This window comes from Chloroflexota bacterium, assembly GCA_026706485.1.
Classification (GTDB): domain Bacteria; phylum Chloroflexota; class UBA11872; order UBA11872; family UBA11872; genus JAJECS01.
Genome location: JAPOYR010000009.1, coordinates 116,967 through 134,700, shown reverse-complemented (window position 1 = coordinate 134,700; position 17,734 = coordinate 116,967). Strand labels below are relative to the sequence as shown.

Genomic DNA, 17,734 nt, shown 5'->3' with positions numbered 1-17,734 from the left:
GCGACTGATCCCACGCTGCACGCAGCGTGGGCCACCGGCGTCATGGCTTGGCCTCGGTTCCGCCACGCTCGCCGGAGGGGTCCGCCGGCCGCACCACGAGCCGTCCCTCATCGGCGTCGACATCCACCGTCGCGCGACCCGAAATGCCCAGCTCTTCGAGATAGTCGCGGGGAATCTGGAGGCGGCCGGTCTCGTCGACGATCACGTATTCCTCGTGCGCCGACTCGTCGGCGCCCGGGAGCCCCACGCGCCGCACGATCTCCGAGCTGGTCTGGCCGTCGCGGATCGCCACCACGCGGCCCACGTGGCGCGTGACGTCCCGGTCGTGGGTCACGATCATCACCGTCAGCCGCTGGTCCTGGTTGAGCCGCTGCAGCAGCTCGTAGATATCGCCGGCCGTCTGGTTGTCGACCTCGCCCGTGGGCTCGTCCGCCAGCAGCAGCTCGGGCTCGTTGGCCAGCGCCACGGCGATCGCCACCCGCTGCTGCTCGCCGCCCGAAAGCTGCGGCGGCCGATGGCTCATCCGTTCCGACAGACCGCACGCCGCCAGCAGCTCCCGCGCCCGCCGCTGCTCCGTCGGCCCCGCGCCGCCCGCGAACAGCATGGGCGCCAGCACGTTGTCGAGGGCGCTGAGATAGGGGATGAGGTTGCGGGCGCTCTGTTGCCACACAAACCCCACGTCGTAGCGCTTGTACTCCGCCAATTCGGCGCCCGAGGCGTTGACCAGGTCAAGCCCGCCGACGCTGCACGCGCCCGCCGACGGCCGGTCGAGGCCGCCCAGGATGTTGAGCAGCGTGCTCTTGCCGCTGCCGCTGTTGCCCACGATGGCCATCATTTCGCCCGAGGCAACCTCGAGATTGAGTCCGCGCAACGCCACGACCTCGAGTTCGGCGACCTTGTAGATCCGCACCAGGTCCTGGCAGCGCACGTGAACCGCGGCGCTCATCCGGTTTCCTCGCCGAACTTGATGGCCTCGTGCGTGCGCACGCGCCGCAGGAGCCAAATCGACAGCGGCAACGCCGCGGCGATGAGCACGCCGAAGACCACGTAGATCTTGGCGATGTCGTCCCAGGCGGTATCGACGATAAAGGGTGGAAAGGCATCGCGCTCCCCGGCGCTCAGCTCGAGGAACGGCACGAACAGCGCGGCTGTCACCATGCCGATGGCCGTCCCCACGGCCGTGCCGAGCAGCACCAGGAACCCCTGCTCCAACGCCACGATGGCGGCCATTTGGCGCGTGGAAATCCCCATGGCGCGCAGGATGCCGAACTCCTGCACGCGCCGGCGAAACGACAGGACCGCGTGCATGCCAAAGCCGCTGAGCGTGAGGCCCGCGGCAACGATGAACGCCAGCGTCAGCAGGCCAAACGTGCCGACCAGCACGGGGTCGCGGCGCGCTTGGACGATTTCGTCCCTCGCGTCCACGGTGCGCAGCGCCCGAATATCGAGATCGTTCAGCGGCTGGATGATCTCGTGGGCCGGCGCGTTGGGCAGCAGTCGCGCATAGGTGTTCCACGGCGAGCGCCCAACCACGCGGTCGACATAGGTGAGATTGCCGACCGCGAAGGAGCCTAGACCTCGATTGTGGCCCGGCAGCGCGTCCATCCACCCCACCACCACGAAGGGCACCACCACCCGATCGATCTCCATGGTCACGGAATCGCCAAGCTGCACACCCATGGTCTCGTGAAATGGTGCGCGCTCGAGGATCACGCCGCGATCGTCCGCCGCCAGCGCGTTGGCAAGTGCATTGAGCGATGTCGCGGCGTAGTCGTCGCGCCAGGCAATAGTCCGGGCGAATGGAATCGGATCGACCGCGTGCAGCCGAACCTCGCGCAGGGCGTTCACCGAGGGCGTGTCGACATGCAACAGCGCGTTCTTGACCCGGTGTCGCGCTGCCTCCGTGACGACATGCCGGCCGCGGTCGTCCACCACGTCCAGGTGGCGATCGACCGGCGCGATGTACCAGGACCTCGCGTCCGCGTCGAAGTGCCCGCTCTCGACGATCTGGGCGTCGGCGCCGGTGGCGAAATAGACGCGATCGATGATGTTGCGATCGATCGTCGCCGCGAACGAGGCGCTGAAGGCCCCCAGGGCAAAGGTCAGCGAGAGCAGCAAGACCAGGCTGGTGTAGTGGGTCGGGCTGCGGCCGACCTGGCGCAGGGCCACGAAGGCGCTGACGCCGGAAACGCGCGACGTCAGCGCCGCAAGCGCGCGCACGAGATAGGGAAAGGCGCGGAGGGCGAAGACCGAGACCGCGAAGATGAAGAGAATCGGCGCCAGGACCAGCAGCGTGTCGGCCAGCAGCAGGTCGTCCTCGGTCTCGCCGGGCAGCGCTTCGACGCTGCGCAGCAGATAGAACCCCGCAACCGCCGCCGCCAGCAGCAGCACGTCCAGCAGCCGCCGCTGATAGAGCGGTCGGTCCAGGCTGCGCGAGGCCTGCTGCTTGGCGCCCACGATGCTCAGCCGGGCCGCCGCCACGACCGGCCCCAGCATGGCGAGCAGGCTGACCCCGATCGCTCCCGCGCCGACGGCCGCCTGGCTGCTGGTCAGGGCAACGTCCAACGGCGCGCGCGCATCGAAGGCCAGGAAGCTCGCCGCTTGTCCGATGGCCTGGGCAAAGCCCGCGCCCAGCGCCAGGCCGATCGCCAGCGCCGGCGCTCCAAGCAGCAGCCCCTCGACGACAAACACGCCGACCAGCTGGACCACGCCGACGCCGCGGCTGCGCAGCAGCGCCACCTCCTGGCGCTGGCGTTCGATGGCCAGCGACACCGAGAGCCGCATGAAGCCCAGCACCATCAGGACAATGGGCACGCTGAGGGCCAGCAGGGCCACGGTGAGCACCACCAGGCGGCTCTCAAACCGTTCGAGGTCGCGCTCCAGGCGGGTCTTCACGCCCATGTATGGCAGGACCCGCTCGGCGATCGTGCGCACGGCGAAGATGCCCTCGCGCGTCCGACCGGCGGACGACGCCTGCAGGGCGACGGCGTCCAGTGGAGCGAACCACACCGCGCGGTCCAACAGGCGCGGATGCGACACGTCGGGATAGCGCGCCAGCAGACCGTCGATGAACGCGCCCGGCGGAGTGAAGAGCGTGTTCTTCGTCAGCTCCTCGACATCCTCGGGCCAATAGGCGTGGCGCCCGTCGATGAGTGCGAAGCGACCGACGATGTCGACGGCGACGACCGCCTGGGGCGTGTCGAGCGCCCGCGGGTCGCCGAAGCGCAGCTGCACCTGGTCGCCGACCACCAGGCCCCCGGCGTCGAGCATGTCCGTCGCGGCAACCGCCTCCACCAGCGGCGCCAGCACACCGGACGGCAGGCGCAGCGTGTATACCTCGTCGACGGGTGCGCGGCCTTCCAACAATTCGACGTTTTCCGCCAGCCCGCTGATCGCGGCCAGCCCGCCCCAGGGCACGCCCTCGCGCAGGGGTGCGTCCGGATCGTCGGAGGTGAACAGCAGGTGCCGGTTGTCGGACCGGACCAAACGCACGATGGCATCGGGCGGGACACCGAGGTGGGTGGCGGCGGCCTCGCCCAAGAACCGGTCGGCGCGGCGATACGCCGCCAGCGACGTCGTGGCATCGTCCGGCAGCTGCGCTTCGCCGTGCTCGATCACCACGCCCAGGTCGAGCGGCCCCGGCGAGGCGCGCAAGTGCTCGCGCAGCAGGCGGGTGCTCATGCCCTCCGCATAGAGCGGCACGGCGGTGACCACGCCGACGGTGAGCGAGAGTCCCAGCAGCGTGGTCAGGGCGTGGATCGGATTGCTGCGCAGCCGCCGCGCGGCGAATCCCACGAGGGCCAGCACGGTCCGCCCGGCGGCGCCGACCCCCGAGAGGATCACGAGCGAACGGTGGCGAAGATCATGTCGCCCTCGGACAGGCCGTGGACGATCTCGACCTCGTCATCGGTCTCCATGCCCAAGGTCACCGGCAGCGTCCGGCGGCGGCCGTCGATCAGGGTCTCGACGAACGAGCGACCGTTAACCGTCCACACGGCGGTTGCGGGCACCTTGAGCACTCCGTCGGACGCGCCCAGCAAGACGCTGATGACGCCCTGCAGGCCGATGGTCACCGGTTGGTCGCCCCAATCGACCGCCAGTTGGATGAAGGGCTTGTCCGACGCATCGCCCGTGTCCAGCGGCAGCGTGACGACCGTTCCCTCGAAGGGAGTCTGGGCAAACTCGCGCAACGTGACGTTGACCTTTTGATCGATGCGCAGGTTGGCGGCTTGCGTCGGGCCGGCCACGGCCTCGAAGACCAGGTCGGTGGCTCTTGCCAGCTCGATGGCCGGGTCGCCGGGGGCGACCTCTCGCCCGCGCACGGTCAGCACGCGCGAGATGATCGCGTCGTAGGGCGCCGCAATGTCGAGCTGCGTGGAGCGGCTCTCGAGCAGGGCGATTCGCTCGTCGATGCGCTCGGCCTCGGCCCTCAGACGCTCGGCGTCCACGGCAAGCGGCGAGGTGCCGGCATCCAGCGCGGCCCGCGCCTCCGCCACCAGGTCATATTCGTATCGCGCCGAGGTGAGCGCCGCCTCCGCCGCGGCCAGCTCGGCGGCCGGCGGGCCGGCCGTCAGCCGATCCAACTCGGCCTCCGCCGTCAGCAGGTCCAACTCGGCGGCGGTTTGCGCCCGCCGCGCCGCGCGCAGCCGGGGTGGCCCGTCCGGGCCGGCCGCCTGCTCCTCCAGCGCGCGCGCCTCGGCGACCGCGAGCTCGGCGGCGGCCAGCTTCGCGGCGGCTGCCGCAATGGCACGCGCCGTGGAATCCTCGGGCAGCGCGTCGCGCTCCGCCTGGGCTTCAGCCAGGTCGGCCTCGCGCAGCGCAACCTCGGCGCGCGCGGTTGCCACCAGCGCGTCGACCGAACTCTCGGCGGCCTCGACCGCCGTGTGGCGGTCGGTAAGCACCTGTGTGAGCAACGCAATGCGCGCGTGGTGGAGGTTCACCTCATGGTCGGGCGCCGGCGCGGTGAGCGCGTCCCACACCCGCTGGCGCTCGGCGAACTCTGCCGCCGCCGCGAGCACGGCGCGTTCGGCGGCGATCCGTTCGGCGGCCAGACGAGCCTCGACCGCCGCAAGCTCCTCCAGGATGGCCACCTCGGCCTCGCGCGCGGCACCGATCTCGGCGTTCAGCGACTCCGCGTCGAGCGAAATCAGGACGCTGCCCGCCTGCACCATCACCCCGCGCTGTCCGCGTACCGCGCCCACGACGCCGGGCACCTCGAACGTCAGGATCTCTTGCCCCCGGGCCTCGATTAGCCCCGGGATTCGCAGGCGGTTCTCGAGCCGTCCGCGCACCACCGGAACCAGTGGGTCCTGTGATTCGGCCCGGGGATCGGGCGCGAGCGTGGGCGTGGCGTCGGCGGCGGGCTCGACCGGATCGCAGGCGGCGACCGCGAGGACGACGGCGCCGCAAACGACGAGGGCCGCCAGCGCAAGGCCGAGGCGCCGGGCGGCGCCCACGGCCGTTCGAAGCGAGGCTCTGCGATTCAGGACCAGGGGTTGACGCCTCCCTCGATCATCGTCTGCTGGAGTGTATGCCGCTTCGGGGCACTGCGGGTCGACGCACGCCTCTACGTCGGCGCCGCCGCGGGCAGCCGGGCGCGCTTGCGCCGAGTTTGCGAACATAGGCCCACGCACCCGCGGGAGGTGATTCCATGTCCATAAGGCTCGCCTGCGCCGATTTCACCTGGCCTCTGCTCCGCCACGAGCAATCCCTGGCCCTGATCTCCACCCTCGGCTTCGAGGGCGTCGATCTTGGGATCTTCGGCAATCGCTCGCACATTCGCCCCGAGATGATCCACGGCGACGTGCCCATGTGGGCCGGCATCCTGCGCGAACGGCTGGAGCGGAACAACCTCGAGCCGGCGGACGTGTTCCTGATCCCGAGCACCGAGCCGGGCGGCATGGTGCCGAACAACCCCGATCCCGCCCAGCGGGAAGCCGGGCGCATGTACTTCAACGACGTGGTGGAGCTGTCGCGCCGCCTCGAAGCCAAGGGCATCTCCTCGACGTGCGGCGTGCCGTTCGAGGGCGAGTCTCCCACCGAGTCGCTGCAGAACTCCGCCGAGGAGCTCAAATGGCGGGTCGATCAGGGTGACAAGTACGGCATCGCGGTCTCCGTGGAGCCCGCGGTCGGCACCAACGCCAACACCGTGGATCTGGCGCTGGAGATGCTGGGCCTGGTGCCGGGCCTCAAACTCACGCTCGACTATTGCCACTTCGTCTACCAGGGCATGGAGCAGACCAGCGTGGACCCGCTGCTGCCCCACGCGCGCCACTTCCACTGCCGCGGCTGCGCGCCGGATCGAATGCAGGTGGACTTCGACGAAAACGTCATCGACTACCGACGCATCATCGAAAAGATGCAGGACGTCGGCTACGGCGGCTGGTTTGGCGTTGAGTTCGTCTGGACGGCGATCTGGAACTGCAACCAGGTCGACAACACGGCGGAGACCATCCGCTTTCGCGACCTGGCGCTGGCGGTCATCAACGGCACGGAGCACGTGCCATTCATGCACTCGATTTAGCGGGGCGGCAAGCAGCCTGGGGCAACGCATGGACGGTCAGGCACTGAGCAGCAGCGAGGCGGACGCCATCCGTGTCTGAGCGACGCCGCGCCGCAGCCGAGCAAACGCCTCTGATCACCCGGATTCGGCTCGGGCTTGAGAAATACGCCGGGCGCTGGCGGCAGGCCGGCGCAGCCATGGCGACCATTCACGCACTGCGCGGCGACTCTGCGACCGGCGGCCGCAGGTTCACGCGGGATGAAATGAATCAGCGGTGAGGATTTCCTCGACACTGAATAGCGACCGGCCGACGAGTGTCACCGTCTGAGCCCGCAGGCGCTGCACGCCTGAAGGTCTCGTGAGTACCATGACTGAAATGGTTGGGCGTGACGGCACGGCGGCGCGACTTCGGACAGGCCTGCTCCTGCTGGTGGCGGTGGGCGTGGCGGGCACTGCCTTGGCGCTGGCCTACGAGCGCCACTGGCTCAGCCCCTGGCAGTTTGTGCCGTGGATCACGCTCGGGATTATGCTGGCAACCACGATCGCCTTGGCCGCTCGCCAGACGGCGGCGACGGTCAGGCTGGCGCGGGTGGTCGCCGCAATAGTCATCGCGAGCGCTCTGCTCGGAACCTGGCAGCACGTCGCCGCGAATCTCAACCCAGAGTCGCATGATCACCAGCACGAAGACAGCCGCGAAGGCATGACGAGCGCCCAGGACTCCGACCACCATGCGGAGACGGAAGGCGACGGCCATCACCACGACGATGGGAAAGCGGACGACGACCATCACGCCCATGACGAAGAGGGCGCTGCGGACGACCACCACCACGCCGACGACAAGAGTTCGGACAGCGCTGCCCACGACGCCGCGGAAGCAGACGAGTCCGCCCCCAGCCCGGGCTTCGTCGACGTGATCATCGGCGCGGTCGGCCATGCGCCGGTCCCCGCCGCACTGTCGCTCGCGCCGATCGGTCTGGCGCTGGGACTGGCGACGATCGGCCTCGGCGGCTCCCGTACTGCCTCGAAGGAATAGCTGGCGAACGCCGGACGGCGGCGATGAAAACGGCGGCGCGTGAATAATGGACGCTGTCGCGCGACTCACGCGATTCGCCTAGCCCACTAGCACCGCCCGATTTTTCGTGCGCGGGGGGCCTCCGGCTTCTACGATGCAGGTGGCCGCGTGTGGCGCGGCCTGAGGGGTAGGGTGCAGCAATGATCAAGCAGGCGAGATACAGCAACGGATCGCGCGAGGTGGTGATCAGCGCGTCGGAGCCGGACGTGTGGCTGGAGGTCACCGACAGCGTCGTCAACTTTCCGGGCCTTGTGGAGCTCGAGGGCGACAACCTCTTCATGTCCTATCACCGCGGGCGGCACGGCGGGGTGGAGCCGCTGGCGGCGGTAGTCTCCAGCGACCTGGGCGCGACCTGGCAGCCGGCGCCGGACGACTCGCCGTTCATCGACCGGCATCCGGACACCGGCCTCAACACCATGGATTTCGGTTCGGGAGTCATCGGCTACCCCAGCGACGGCACGATCACCCGCATCGACACCTACCCCCTCGAGAACTACCAGGAGCCATACCTGAGTGCCGAGGGGCCGTATCACCTTGTCCAGCAGCGGGCGGACTCGACGTTTCAGCTGCGCCGGTGGTCGAAGGCGGGCGAGCTGCTGGAGCTTCACCCGTTCAAGGTCGAGGGATTTCCGTGGGAGGCGGCGTCGTACGAGAACTACTCCCGCCTGATCGAGCTGGACAACGGGGACTACATGACCGTGTTCGAGCAGCAGGTCGGCCCGCCCGAGCTGCTCGAAGGGCTAAGCCCCAGCGGGCGTCAGATGGTGCAATACAGCTTCTCGAGCGCCGTCATCCGCTCGTCGGACCGCGGGCGCACCTGGCGGTTCGTCGAGCACTTCCATCCCCACGACCACAAGCCGGTCTACGGCCCGGCGGATCGGACGGTGGACGAGGGGTTCGACGAGCCGGACGTCATCCAGCTCGACAACGGCGACATCCTCTGCATGATGCGGACGGGCGGCTACTCGCCCATGTTCCAGTCTCGCTCGACGGATGGCGGCGAGACGTGGTCGGCGCCGGAATCGGCCGGCTGGCAGGGCGTCAAGCCGCGCCTGCAAAAGCTGGACAACGGCGTGCTGGCCTGCGTGGCCGGGCGCGGGGCCTATGGGCATCCGCAGATCACGCACGTGATGCTCAGCCTGGACGGCACCGGCGAGCATTGGGAGTACCCGTTCGCCTTTCACACCGGTCCCGGTTGCTCGTACACCTCGGTGATTCAGCGGGGCAACCAGCTGCACGTGGCGTACTCGCACTCGGACTTCACGCGCGAGCTGGGCACGAACGAGCTGCCGACGCAGTCGATCCGGCGGATCGTGATCGACGTTGAAGTGGTCTAGGCGACTGATGCGAATCCCCCTCATCCCAACCTTCTCCCGCCAGGGGAGAAGGGGCCGGACTGGGACGCGTTGGTAGGGCCGATTCGCGAATCGCCCTGCCCTGAGCGGATATCTTGAGCATGACGCCTCCTGAGCGCCGCCAAAGGAATCAGTCGTGACGGCCATTGCGAACGTTCGGGCGCGGGAGATTCTCGATTCGCGGGGCAACCCGACGGTCGAGGTGGACGTCACGCTGGAGAGCGGCGCCATTGGCCGTGCGGCGGTGCCTTCGGGCGCTTCCACCGGTGCCCACGAGGCCCTCGAACTGCGCGACCAGGACCCCGAGCGCTATCACGGGCGCGGGGTGCAAAAGGCCGTTCACCACATCCTCAGCGTGCTCGGCCCCGAGATCGAGGGCGAGGACGCCACCAACCAGACCGCCGTGGACGCAATGCTGCTGGCGGCGGACGGCACGCCGAACAAATCCTCGCTCGGCGCCAACGCCATCCTGGGCGTCTCGCTCGCCGTGGCGCACGCGGCGGCGGATGAGGTGGGGCTGCCGCTCTACCGCTACCTGGGCGGGCCGTTCGGCGCAACGCTGCCCGTGCCGATGATGAATCTGCTCAACGGCGGACAGCACGCCGCCGGCAGCACCGACTTCCAGGAATTCATGGTCATGCCGGTGGGCCGCCCGACGTTCAGCGAGGCGCTGCGGGCGGGCGCCGAGGTCTACCACGCCCTGCACAACGAGCTGTCGCGGCGCGCGTTGTCGACCAGCGTCGGCGACGAGGGCGGCTTCGCGCCGGCGTTATCCTCCAACGCCGCGGCGATGGAGCTGCTCGTGCAGGCCATCGAGTCCGCCGGCTATCAGCCTGGGGCGGACGTGTATCTCGGCATCGATGCCGCGGCGACCGAGCTGATCCAGTCAGACGGGACCTATCGCCTGGACCGCGAGGACCGCACGTTGACGCGCGCGGAGTTGGTCGAGTTGTGGGTCGAGTGGGCCGACCGGTTTCCGCTGCTGTCCATCGAGGACGGCATGGGTGAGGACGACTGGGAAGGCTGGCGCGATTTGACGGCGGCCCTGGGCGACCGCGTGCAACTGGTGGGCGACGATCTGCTGGTCACCAGCACCGAGCGTTTGGAACGCGCCGTCGAGGAGCAGGCGGCGAACAGCATTCTGATCAAGGTCAACCAGGTCGGCTCGCTCTCGGAGACCCAGGCGGCGATTGAGATGGCCCAGCGCGCGGCGTTCGGCGTGGTGATTTCGCACCGCTCCGGCGAAACCGAGGACACGACCATCGCCGATCTCGCGGTGGCCACGAACGCCGGACAGATCAAGGCCGGGGCGCCCTGCCGCACCGACCGCGTGGCCAAGTACAACGCGCTGCTGCGCATCGAGGAGGACCTGGGCGCGGCGGGGCGCTACGCCGGTCCGCAGGCGTTCACGAGCATTCGCCGAGTCCTGGTGTGACGCCGGACGATCTGCGGGATCTGTTGGAGCAGGTCGCCGGCGGCGCGATCAGCGCCGAAGCCGCGATGCAGCGGCTGCGCTATCAGCCCATCGACGACCTGGGCTTCGCCCGCGTCGATACCCATCGCGCGCTGCGCACCGGCATGCCGGAGGTCATCTACGGCGCCGGCAAGAGCCCGGCCCAGATCGCCGCCATCGCGGCGTCGCTGGCGGTCCACGCGCAGCCGGTGCTCGTCACCAAGACCAACGCGGCGGCCTTCGCGGCCGTGCGCGCTGAGCTGCCGGACGCGGTGTTTCATGAGGACGCGCGCATGATCACCCGTGCGCCCAAGTCGCGGCCCGAACCCAGTGGGCGCGTGCTGGTGCTCACCGGCGGCACGTCCGATGCGGCGGTGGCGGCGGAGGCCCACGTGACGGCCCAGGCGCTCGGCGCCGGCGCGACGACCATTGGCGACGTTGGCGTGGCGGGCCTGCATCGACTGCTCGGCCAGCGGGAGCACCTGGACGCTGCCGACGCCATCGTGGCGGTCGCGGGCATGGAGGGCGCCCTGCCCAGCGTCGTCGGCGGCCTGACGGACCGGCCGGTGATTGCCGTGCCCACGAGCGTCGGCTACGGCGCGTCGCTGGGCGGCATCGCGGCGTTGCTGGCCATGCTCAGTGGGTGCGCGCCCGGTGTGTCGGTGGTGAACATCGACAACGGTTTCGGCGCGGGCTACCAGGCGGCGTTGATCGCGCGGCGCGCCGGCGGAACGACGACCGAATGACCATCGCCCGCGTCGATTGCCCGTCGGGCGCCAGCGGCAACATGTTCCTGGGCGCGCTGCTCGATGCGGGGCTGGACCAGGCCGCGCTGGAGACCGAGCTGCGCACGCTCGATCTGCCGCCGTGGCGCCTGATCCGCCAGTCGGTGCGCAAGGGGCCGATCGCGGCGACGCGCATGGACTTCGAGATCGAGGCCGCCGCCGGGCATGGAACGCTGAGCGACCCCGCGTCGATGGCGGCGGTCATCGGAGCGAGTGGGCTGAGAGCGCCCATCAGGGACCGGGCGCAGGGGATGGTGCGGCGGCTGGCCGAGGCCGAGGCGGCGGTTCACGGCGTGAATGTGAACGAGGCGCACTTCCACGAGCTCGGTGCGGTGGACGCGGTGCTCGACATCGTGGGCGCGTGCGCGGCCATGGATCTGCTGGGCATCACCGGCATGAGCACGTCGGCCATCAATGCGGGCACGGGAACGGTCAAGACCTCCCACGGCGTGCTGCCGGTTCCGGCCCCGGCGACGCTGCAACTCCTCGAGCGGTCGCCACTGGAGATCTACGCGACCGACGTTGTCGCGGAGCTGCTCACGCCGACCGGAGCCCTGGTGCTGACCGAGTTCACCACGGACGCCGGCCACGCGCCCGCCATGCGCGTGACGGCGACCGGATACGGCGCGGGCACCGCCGACCTCGCCATCCCCAACGTGCTGCGGGTCACGCTGGGAGAGGCCGGAAGCACGCTCGGCACGGACGTGGTGACCGTGATCGAGGCGAACGTGGACGACATGAACCCGGAGCACTATCCGTCGGTCAGCGAGCGGCTGTTTGAGGCCGGCGTGTTGGACGTCACCCTCACGCCGCTGGTGATGAAGAAGGGGCGACCGGGGACGCTGATCCGCGTGCTGGCGCCGCCGGAAACGACCGACGCCGCGGTCGACATCCTGCTGCGCGAGACCTCGACGCTGGGAGTACGGCTGCACGACGCGCGACGCGTGAAGGTGCCCCGGCATTCGCTGCGCGTCGACACGCCCTACGGGGCGATTGGGGTCAAGGCTTCGTACGTCGACGGACGCCTGCGCGACGTGGCGCCGGAGGCCGACGACTGCGCCCGCGCGGCGCGCGAGCACGACGTTCGCTTGCAGACGGTTTACGATGCGGCTCGGGCTGCCGCATGGGAGGCCGCGCCCCCGACTCAGCCGGCATTGGGAGGCCCAGATGACCGATCGTGACGATCACCAGCCGCTGCAGCAGACCCACGGCGAGACCGTGCGCCTGAACCGCCAGCCGGTGGGCGTGGTGCGCGCCGAAAACGCCATCGTGCGCGGCGGGTCGGTGCGTCGCATTCAGACCGACGTCCTCCAGAGTGACGCGTCGGCCATCGGCGTTGCGCGGGCCGATGCCCTCGCCACCGGACAAACGTTGGTGGGGGGCGTGGCGGCGCGGGAGGCCACCGTGCGCAACAGCGCCGTCGCGGGCGCCCTGACCGCCAACGCGAAGCTGGAGAATGTGGCGGCGTCGTGGGTCGTGGCGGGCAACGTGCAGGCCGACCGGGTGCTGACGCTGGCCGTGGTGGGCGCCAACATCCAGGGCAACGTGCGGGCGCTGTTCGGCCCGCGAGCGGCCGTGGCCTTCGGCGTGGCCCTGGGGCTGTCGACGCTGGCGGCGCGCCTGATCGGGCGGCTGCTGAAGTAGAGCCGCGCCGCTACCCTGGATAGCACGTCGTCGGGAAGCGGATTCGCCTGGATGAAGTCTTGGACCCCCATGCTGCACGCAGCATGGACCACCGGCTCACCGGATCAGTCAATCCTGGAGGCGGCTGGTGGAGGCTGAGTTTCGCGTCTACCGCAGCGACGACAACGAGGTGCGGGCGTTCCAGCGCCGGATGCCGTCTGAGCTGTTCCCCACCTGCGTGCACCTGCTGGGCCGCTGGCAGGACGCGGGCTTGCCGCTGCGGCCGACCGCGCGGGGCTTCGCCCTGCAGGCGCCGCTGGAGGAACGGCTGCAGAGCATTGTGTGGGTCTACGCGCCCGACGCCCGGCATCGCGAGCCGCGCCTGGAGGTTGCCCTGGACCTGCTGCGCCGTCGCGGCGTGCCGGCGGAGGATCTCGAAGCGCTGCGCGAGCGCCTGGATCACTATGTGGACGCCGAGAGCGCCGCGGGCCTCGCGACCGTGACGATCACAAGCTCGCTTTCAACGGAAGACGCCGAGCGGCTCGCGGGCGCGCTGGTGCAGTTTGCACGTTCGCTCAGCTGACCCGCGGCGCGTCATGAACCGGATACCTCGCTCACGCAAGTGGACCACGCTCGTCGTGGTCATGACCAGTGTGTTCATGGCCACGCTCGACTCCAGCGCCGTCAACATCACGCTGCCCACGTTGGCCGTCGAGTTGGACGCAACGTTCGACGCGCTGCAGTGGGTGGTGCTGGCCTACCTGTTGGTCATCACCGGGCTGCTGCTGCCGTTTGGCCGCGCCGCCGACGTGCTGGGGCGGCGGCGGTTTTTCGTGGCCGGACTCGCGATCTTCGTGGTCGGCTCGTTGCTGTCGGGCATGGCGATCAACGTGTGGATGCTGGTGGCGTGTCGGGTCCTCCAAGGCCTTGGCAGCGCCGCCACGCAGGCCATCGGCGCGGCGCTGGTGATCGACGCGTTCCCAGAAAACGAGCGCGGCCGCGCCATGGGATGGGTGCTCAGCGCGGTGTCGGCGGGTCTCATCACCGGGCCGCTGGCCGGAGGTGTGCTCGTGGGCACCATCGGCTGGCGCTGGATCTTCTACCTCAACGTTCCGGTCGGCCTCATCAGCCTGGCGTTGGGGCTGCGGTCGCTTCCCTACGCCGCGCCCGTTGGACCTCGGCGGTTCGACTTCGCCGGGGCGGCGTCGCTGGTGGCCGGCGTCATGCTGGTGCTGTTCGGGCTCAATCGGGTGCAAGTCGCGGGTGTGGCGGCGCCGCTGGTGCTGGCGCCGTTGCTGACGGGGATTGTGCTGCTCGGCGGGTTCCTGGCGTGGCAGCGCCGCTCGCCGGCGCCGACGGTCGACCTCGCGATGTTCCGCGTGCGCGAGCTGAGCGCGGCCACGCTGTCGGCCTTCCTGGCGTTCGCCGGGCTGTCGTCGCTCGTCTTGCTGCTGCCGTTCTATCTGCAGCGCGGTCTTGGGCTGGCACCGGTGCAGGTCGGTCTGGTGCTGGCGACGATTCCGGCGCTCATGGGATTGCTGGGGCCGCCATCCGGGGCGCTCGCCGATCGCCTGGGGCCGCGCCCCGTCGCCTCGGTGGGCGTGGCGCTCACGGCAATCGGGCTCGCCCTAATGGCCACGCTTGGCGACGCGGCCGGACCGGTAGACGTCATCGTTCGGACCCTGGTGACGGGCGTGGGGCTCGCCCTGTTCAACAGCGCCAACGCCAGCTCGCTCATGGGCGCCGCCGCGCCGCGCCATCGCGGACAGGCCAGCGCCACCATGTCGCTCGCGCGGAACACTGGGCAGTCGGTGGGACAGGCACTGTGGGGCACGCTGTGGGGCGTGCTTGCGGCGGCACTTCTGGGCGTCGCGGTCGTCGGCGATCAGCCGCTGGACACTGCCTTTGACGCCTTTCGCGTGACGTGGACGGCGGCCGCGGCCGTCACCCTGCTGGCGCTGGTCGCCTCGCTGGCCCGCGGGCCGGGTGGCGCCGACGCGGATTCATCGGCCGAATCTTCTAGGCGGGCCGCCTGATGTCGATGATGGTCGGCGGCGCCGCCGTGGGATCGGAGCTTGCGTCCGCATCCGGACGCAGCGGGTCCGGCGATCCGCCGGGTCCGCGCAGCCGGCGCAGATAGTCAAGAGCCTTGCGCGTATCGCTGGCGATGCGCGGAGCGACCGAAGTCCGCACCCGCAGGCGAAACAGCCAGTAGGTAAACGACTTATAGCCCGGCCACGCCAGCCGCCGCGGCGGGTCGTCGCCACGCTCCTCCGCGTAGGCGGCCAACAGGTCCGACAGCGAGCGACCGTAGATCCGCTCGTAGATTCCGAGGCTCGCGGACGCGTCCAACGCATGAGCCTTCGCCGCCTCGAGCTCGACGGCGCAGTGAAGCGCCTCCTCAACGGTGACGCCGTAGAAGTAGTTGAGGTAGGCGGAATAACCATCCGGCCCCAGGGCGTCGCGAAACTCGGCCTCAGTGAGCGGAATCGGCGGCTCAGCGGCGAAAAGGAGCCGATCGAGCTCGTTGCGCTTGGCGCCGCCGCCCGCGGCGACCAGGCGTTCGATGACCAGCAACAGGTCCAGCGCCTGCCCGTCGATGAGATACACCAGCCGCCGCTGCCGCACAATCTCGGAGCGAAGCGTCCACACGCCGGCCGCGCGGAGCGCCGCCAGGTACCAATGCGCGCCGAGAGCCAGCTCGGCCCGATATCGCTCGAATGGCCGGGCGGCGTGCAGCGGCGCGTGATCCGTCATCGCCGAGCCCCGCCACGAAGATCTTTGGGTAACCCATTCGTCATTCCCGCGAAGGCGGGAATCCACCCTTCACTGAATCTGGAGGCAGGTGGAACCCGCACGGCCGTCCTTCGGCTGACTGGACGTTGCAAAGGACTCCCACGCCGATAGGTACGATCACGCCCGCGAGCCACGCACGATTGGCGAGGGCGACGATCAAGCTCACGATTCATTGCGACGGCGCCAGCCGCGGCAACCCGGGACCGGCGGCTGCCGGCGTGGTTGCGCTTGACGAGCAGTACGAGATCGTGGCCCGGGCCGCGGTGCGGCTGGGCGTGATGACCAACAACCAGGCCGAGTATCACGCCGTGTGGACCGGCATGCAGCTGGCCGGGCAGCTCGGGGCCACGGAGGTCGAGTTCCGGTTGGACAGCGAGTTGGTGGTGCGGCAGCTCAGCGGCGAATGGCGCATCAAGCACGCCGGTCTGCGCCCGCTGGCGGAACGCGTCCGGGCCGCCCAGCCGGACGGGGCGCGGGTGCGCTACGCCCATGTCAGCCGAGAGGCCAACGTCTTGGCGGACCGGCTGGCCAACTGGGCGCTGGACCGCATCGATCCGGCAGACGCCACGCCGGGCTAGCGGCGGCGCGGACGCGCAGGCGGCGGCCGCCCAAAATTCTCAAGGAATTTTCGGCAAATCACTTGACGCCGGGTGGGGTCTATGGTTTACTTCCGCCGTTGAATCACTACTGAAGTGGTGATTTGTGGGGGAACGTGGGGAGGATGACCGCGAGCCGCAAGCGATCTCGCGAACGTCATGAGCAATGCACGGCATCACCGGACTTCGAGTCCACCAGCTCGACGCCAAGGGGCGTTTGGCCTTCCCCAGCAAGTTTCGCGCCTTGCTTCCCGGCGGCGGCGTGCTCACGGTGGGCGCCGAGCGGTGCCTCACATTTTATCCGAGCGAGCGCTGGCGCCAGATCGAGGAACGTCTGGGGGACATGGATCCCCTCGACCCCGACGTGCGCGACACCAAACGACGCGTCTTCGGCATGGCCGAGCGCGTGGACTTCGATGGGCAGGGACGGATCAACATTCCGTCGCATCTCATCGACTTCGCTGGACTGGCAAAGAAAGTCGCCGTGATTGGCACTGGCGATGTCATTGAAATCTGGGACGCCGATACCTGGCGCGATCAGCGCGACCGTATCGACGCGGACGCCGTCGCGATCATGCGGCGAGCCGGTGGAGGCGCCCCACACTAACTTTCGGGTGTTCTATGGGGGACGCAGTGCCTCCCCTGCGTCCCCCATACACCAAATCTCCGAAGGGAGCGTCGGCAGTTCACGCTCCAGTGCTCGTTGCGGCGGTCATTGATCTCACGGGAGTTTCACGCGGGGGGAGCTACGTGGACGCGACGGCCGGCGCCGGGGGGCACACCCAAGCACTCCTAACCGCCGGAGCCGCACGCGTCCTGGCCCTCGATGCCGATCCCGACGCGGTGGAGCGGCTTCGCGACAGATTCGCTCACGATTCCCGCGTGTCGCCCGTGCAGGCGAACTTCCGTGACCTGGCGCGCGTCGCCCCGGCCCACGGCTTCGACCGCGCCGACGGGGTGATTTTCGACCTCGGACTGTCCAGCGATCAGCTCGACGATCCGTCGCGCGGATTCTCATTTCAGCACGACGGGCCGCTCGACATGCGCTTCGATCCGAACGACGGCCGACCCGCCCTGGACCTCGTCAACCACCTGCCGGAACCCGAGCTGGCGGAGCTGCTGCGCCGCTATGGCGACGAGCGACGCGCTGGGCGCATTGCCCGCCGCATCGTGCAGCGCCGGCCGATCACCACCACCGCGGTGCTGGCGGCGACGGTGAAGCGCGCCATCCCCGGTCGCCAGCGAATCCATCCGGCCACCCGCACGTTTCAGGCGTTGCGCATGGCCGTCAACGACGAGATGGGCGCCCTGACGGCCGGCCTGCAGGCCGCGCACGATCTGGCCGCCCCGGATGGCCGCGTGGCGGTAATCGCGTTCCACAGCCACGAGGACCGCATCGTCAAGCACCGGTTCCGCGCCTGGGCCGACGCGGGAACCGCCGAGATTCTCACGCGCTCGCCGCTGCGCGCCGACGCCGCCGAAGTGACAGCCAATCGGCGGGCGCGCAGCGCCAAGCTGCGCGCCGCGCTTCTGACGCTGCCCCACTGATGGC

The 17,734-nt window shown here is 69.6% G+C and carries 17 protein-coding genes; 13 read left to right on the top strand and 4 right to left on the bottom strand.

What is annotated here, in order from left to right:
• Positions 1 to 40: 40 nt before the first annotated feature.
• The 3 genes from OXG79_07415 to OXG79_07405 are packed head-to-tail and all read right to left on the bottom strand — an operon-like array spanning position 41 to position 5,456.
• A complete protein-coding gene (locus tag OXG79_07415; GenBank protein ID MCY3783599.1) occupies positions 41 to 946 on the bottom strand; it encodes an ATP-binding cassette domain-containing protein in 906 nt (301 codons plus the stop codon).
• Positions 943 to 3,843, bottom strand: coding sequence for an ABC transporter permease (locus OXG79_07410; GenBank protein MCY3783598.1), 2,901 nt, complete (start codon positions 3,841 to 3,843; stop codon positions 943 to 945). Before OXG79_07410 ends, OXG79_07415 begins: the two co-directional genes overlap by 4 nt.
• Positions 3,840 to 5,456 (bottom strand): HlyD family efflux transporter periplasmic adaptor subunit, encoded by a 1,617-nt coding sequence (locus tag OXG79_07405; protein MCY3783597.1) that lies wholly within the window; start codon positions 5,454 to 5,456, stop codon positions 3,840 to 3,842. Before OXG79_07405 ends, OXG79_07410 begins: the two co-directional genes overlap by 4 nt.
• 194 nt (positions 5,457 to 5,650) lie before the next feature.
• On the opposite strand from OXG79_07405, the gene OXG79_07400 reads away from it, so the two are divergent.
• The 10 genes from OXG79_07400 to OXG79_07355 all read left to right on the top strand — a co-directional run bounded on the left by OXG79_07400 (position 5,651) and on the right by OXG79_07355 (position 14,826).
• Positions 5,651 to 6,523, top strand: coding sequence for a sugar phosphate isomerase/epimerase (locus OXG79_07400; protein ID MCY3783596.1), 873 nt, complete (start codon positions 5,651 to 5,653; stop codon positions 6,521 to 6,523).
• A 71-nt stretch (positions 6,524 to 6,594) separates the two neighbouring features.
• The gene (locus OXG79_07395) at positions 6,595 to 6,780 is read left to right on the top strand and encodes a hypothetical protein (protein MCY3783595.1); all 186 of its coding nucleotides are present in this window, start codon (positions 6,595 to 6,597) and stop codon (positions 6,778 to 6,780) included.
• Positions 6,781 to 6,959: 179 nt separating this feature from the next.
• A complete protein-coding gene (locus OXG79_07390) occupies positions 6,960 to 7,535 on the top strand; it encodes a hypothetical protein (protein ID MCY3783594.1) in 576 nt (191 codons plus the stop codon).
• A 179-nt stretch (positions 7,536 to 7,714) separates the two neighbouring features.
• Positions 7,715 to 8,911, top strand: a complete 1,197-nt coding sequence (locus OXG79_07385) for a sialidase family protein (protein MCY3783593.1) — start codon at positions 7,715 to 7,717, stop codon at positions 8,909 to 8,911.
• A gap of 154 nt (positions 8,912 to 9,065) precedes the next feature.
• Positions 9,066 to 10,364: a phosphopyruvate hydratase gene (gene eno / locus OXG79_07380; GenBank protein MCY3783592.1), complete on the top strand. Its 1,299-nt coding sequence runs from the start codon at positions 9,066 to 9,068 to the stop codon at positions 10,362 to 10,364.
• The gene (larB, locus tag OXG79_07375; GenBank protein MCY3783591.1) at positions 10,361 to 11,128 is read left to right on the top strand and encodes a nickel pincer cofactor biosynthesis protein LarB; all 768 of its coding nucleotides are present in this window, start codon (positions 10,361 to 10,363) and stop codon (positions 11,126 to 11,128) included. The genes eno and larB overlap by 4 nt, the downstream gene beginning before the upstream one ends.
• On the top strand, positions 11,125 to 12,348 hold the full coding sequence (gene larC, locus OXG79_07370; protein MCY3783590.1) for a nickel pincer cofactor biosynthesis protein LarC: 1,224 nt from the start codon (positions 11,125 to 11,127) through the stop codon (positions 12,346 to 12,348). Before larB ends, larC begins: the two co-directional genes overlap by 4 nt.
• Positions 12,335 to 12,811, top strand: coding sequence for a hypothetical protein (locus OXG79_07365; GenBank protein ID MCY3783589.1), 477 nt, complete (start codon positions 12,335 to 12,337; stop codon positions 12,809 to 12,811). The genes larC and OXG79_07365 overlap by 14 nt, the downstream gene beginning before the upstream one ends.
• Before the next feature lie 127 nt (positions 12,812 to 12,938).
• Entirely contained in the window at positions 12,939 to 13,373 is a 435-nt protein-coding gene (locus OXG79_07360; protein ID MCY3783588.1) for a hypothetical protein, read from the top strand.
• Positions 13,374 to 13,386: 13 nt separating this feature from the next.
• Positions 13,387 to 14,826 (top strand): DHA2 family efflux MFS transporter permease subunit, encoded by a 1,440-nt coding sequence (locus tag OXG79_07355; protein MCY3783587.1) that lies wholly within the window; start codon positions 13,387 to 13,389, stop codon positions 14,824 to 14,826.
• Here the strand turns inward: OXG79_07355 and OXG79_07350 are convergent.
• A complete protein-coding gene (locus OXG79_07350; GenBank protein MCY3783586.1) occupies positions 14,810 to 15,547 on the bottom strand; it encodes a hypothetical protein in 738 nt (245 codons plus the stop codon). The genes OXG79_07355 and OXG79_07350 overlap by 17 nt on opposite strands.
• A 179-nt stretch (positions 15,548 to 15,726) precedes the next feature.
• Between OXG79_07350 and OXG79_07345 the strand changes: the two genes are divergently transcribed.
• The 3 genes from OXG79_07345 to rsmH all read left to right on the top strand — a co-directional run bounded on the left by OXG79_07345 (position 15,727) and on the right by rsmH (position 17,730).
• Positions 15,727 to 16,164, top strand: a complete 438-nt coding sequence (locus tag OXG79_07345) for a ribonuclease HI family protein (protein MCY3783585.1) — start codon at positions 15,727 to 15,729, stop codon at positions 16,162 to 16,164.
• Positions 16,165 to 16,348: 184 nt separating this feature from the next.
• Positions 16,349 to 16,789: a division/cell wall cluster transcriptional repressor MraZ gene (mraZ, locus tag OXG79_07340; protein ID MCY3783584.1), complete on the top strand. Its 441-nt coding sequence runs from the start codon at positions 16,349 to 16,351 to the stop codon at positions 16,787 to 16,789.
• A gap of 26 nt (positions 16,790 to 16,815) precedes the next feature.
• Positions 16,816 to 17,730: a 16S rRNA (cytosine(1402)-N(4))-methyltransferase RsmH gene (gene rsmH, locus OXG79_07335; GenBank protein ID MCY3783583.1), complete on the top strand. Its 915-nt coding sequence runs from the start codon at positions 16,816 to 16,818 to the stop codon at positions 17,728 to 17,730.
• Positions 17,731 to 17,734: the final 4 nt, after the last annotated feature.

Bases quoted from the DNA above. Each gene is read 5' to 3' on its own strand.
- OXG79_07385 (MCY3783593.1), top strand. From the start codon at position 7,715: ATGATCAAGCAGGCGAGATACAGCAACGGATCGCGCGAGGTGGTGATC.
- larC (MCY3783590.1), top strand. From the start codon at position 11,125: ATGACCATCGCCCGCGTCGATTGCCCGTCGGGCGCCAGCGGCAACATG.
- OXG79_07355 (MCY3783587.1), top strand. From the start codon at position 13,387: ATGAACCGGATACCTCGCTCACGCAAGTGGACCACGCTCGTCGTGGTC.
- mraZ (MCY3783584.1), top strand. From the start codon at position 16,349: ATGCACGGCATCACCGGACTTCGAGTCCACCAGCTCGACGCCAAGGGG.
- OXG79_07400 (MCY3783596.1), top strand. From the start codon at position 5,651: ATGTCCATAAGGCTCGCCTGCGCCGATTTCACCTGGCCTCTGCTCCGC.
- OXG79_07365 (MCY3783589.1), top strand. From the start codon at position 12,335: ATGACCGATCGTGACGATCACCAGCCGCTGCAGCAGACCCACGGCGAG.
- OXG79_07415 (MCY3783599.1), bottom strand. From the start codon at position 946: ATGAGCGCCGCGGTTCACGTGCGCTGCCAGGACCTGGTGCGGATCTAC.
- OXG79_07350 (MCY3783586.1), bottom strand. From the start codon at position 15,547: ATGACGGATCACGCGCCGCTGCACGCCGCCCGGCCATTCGAGCGATAT.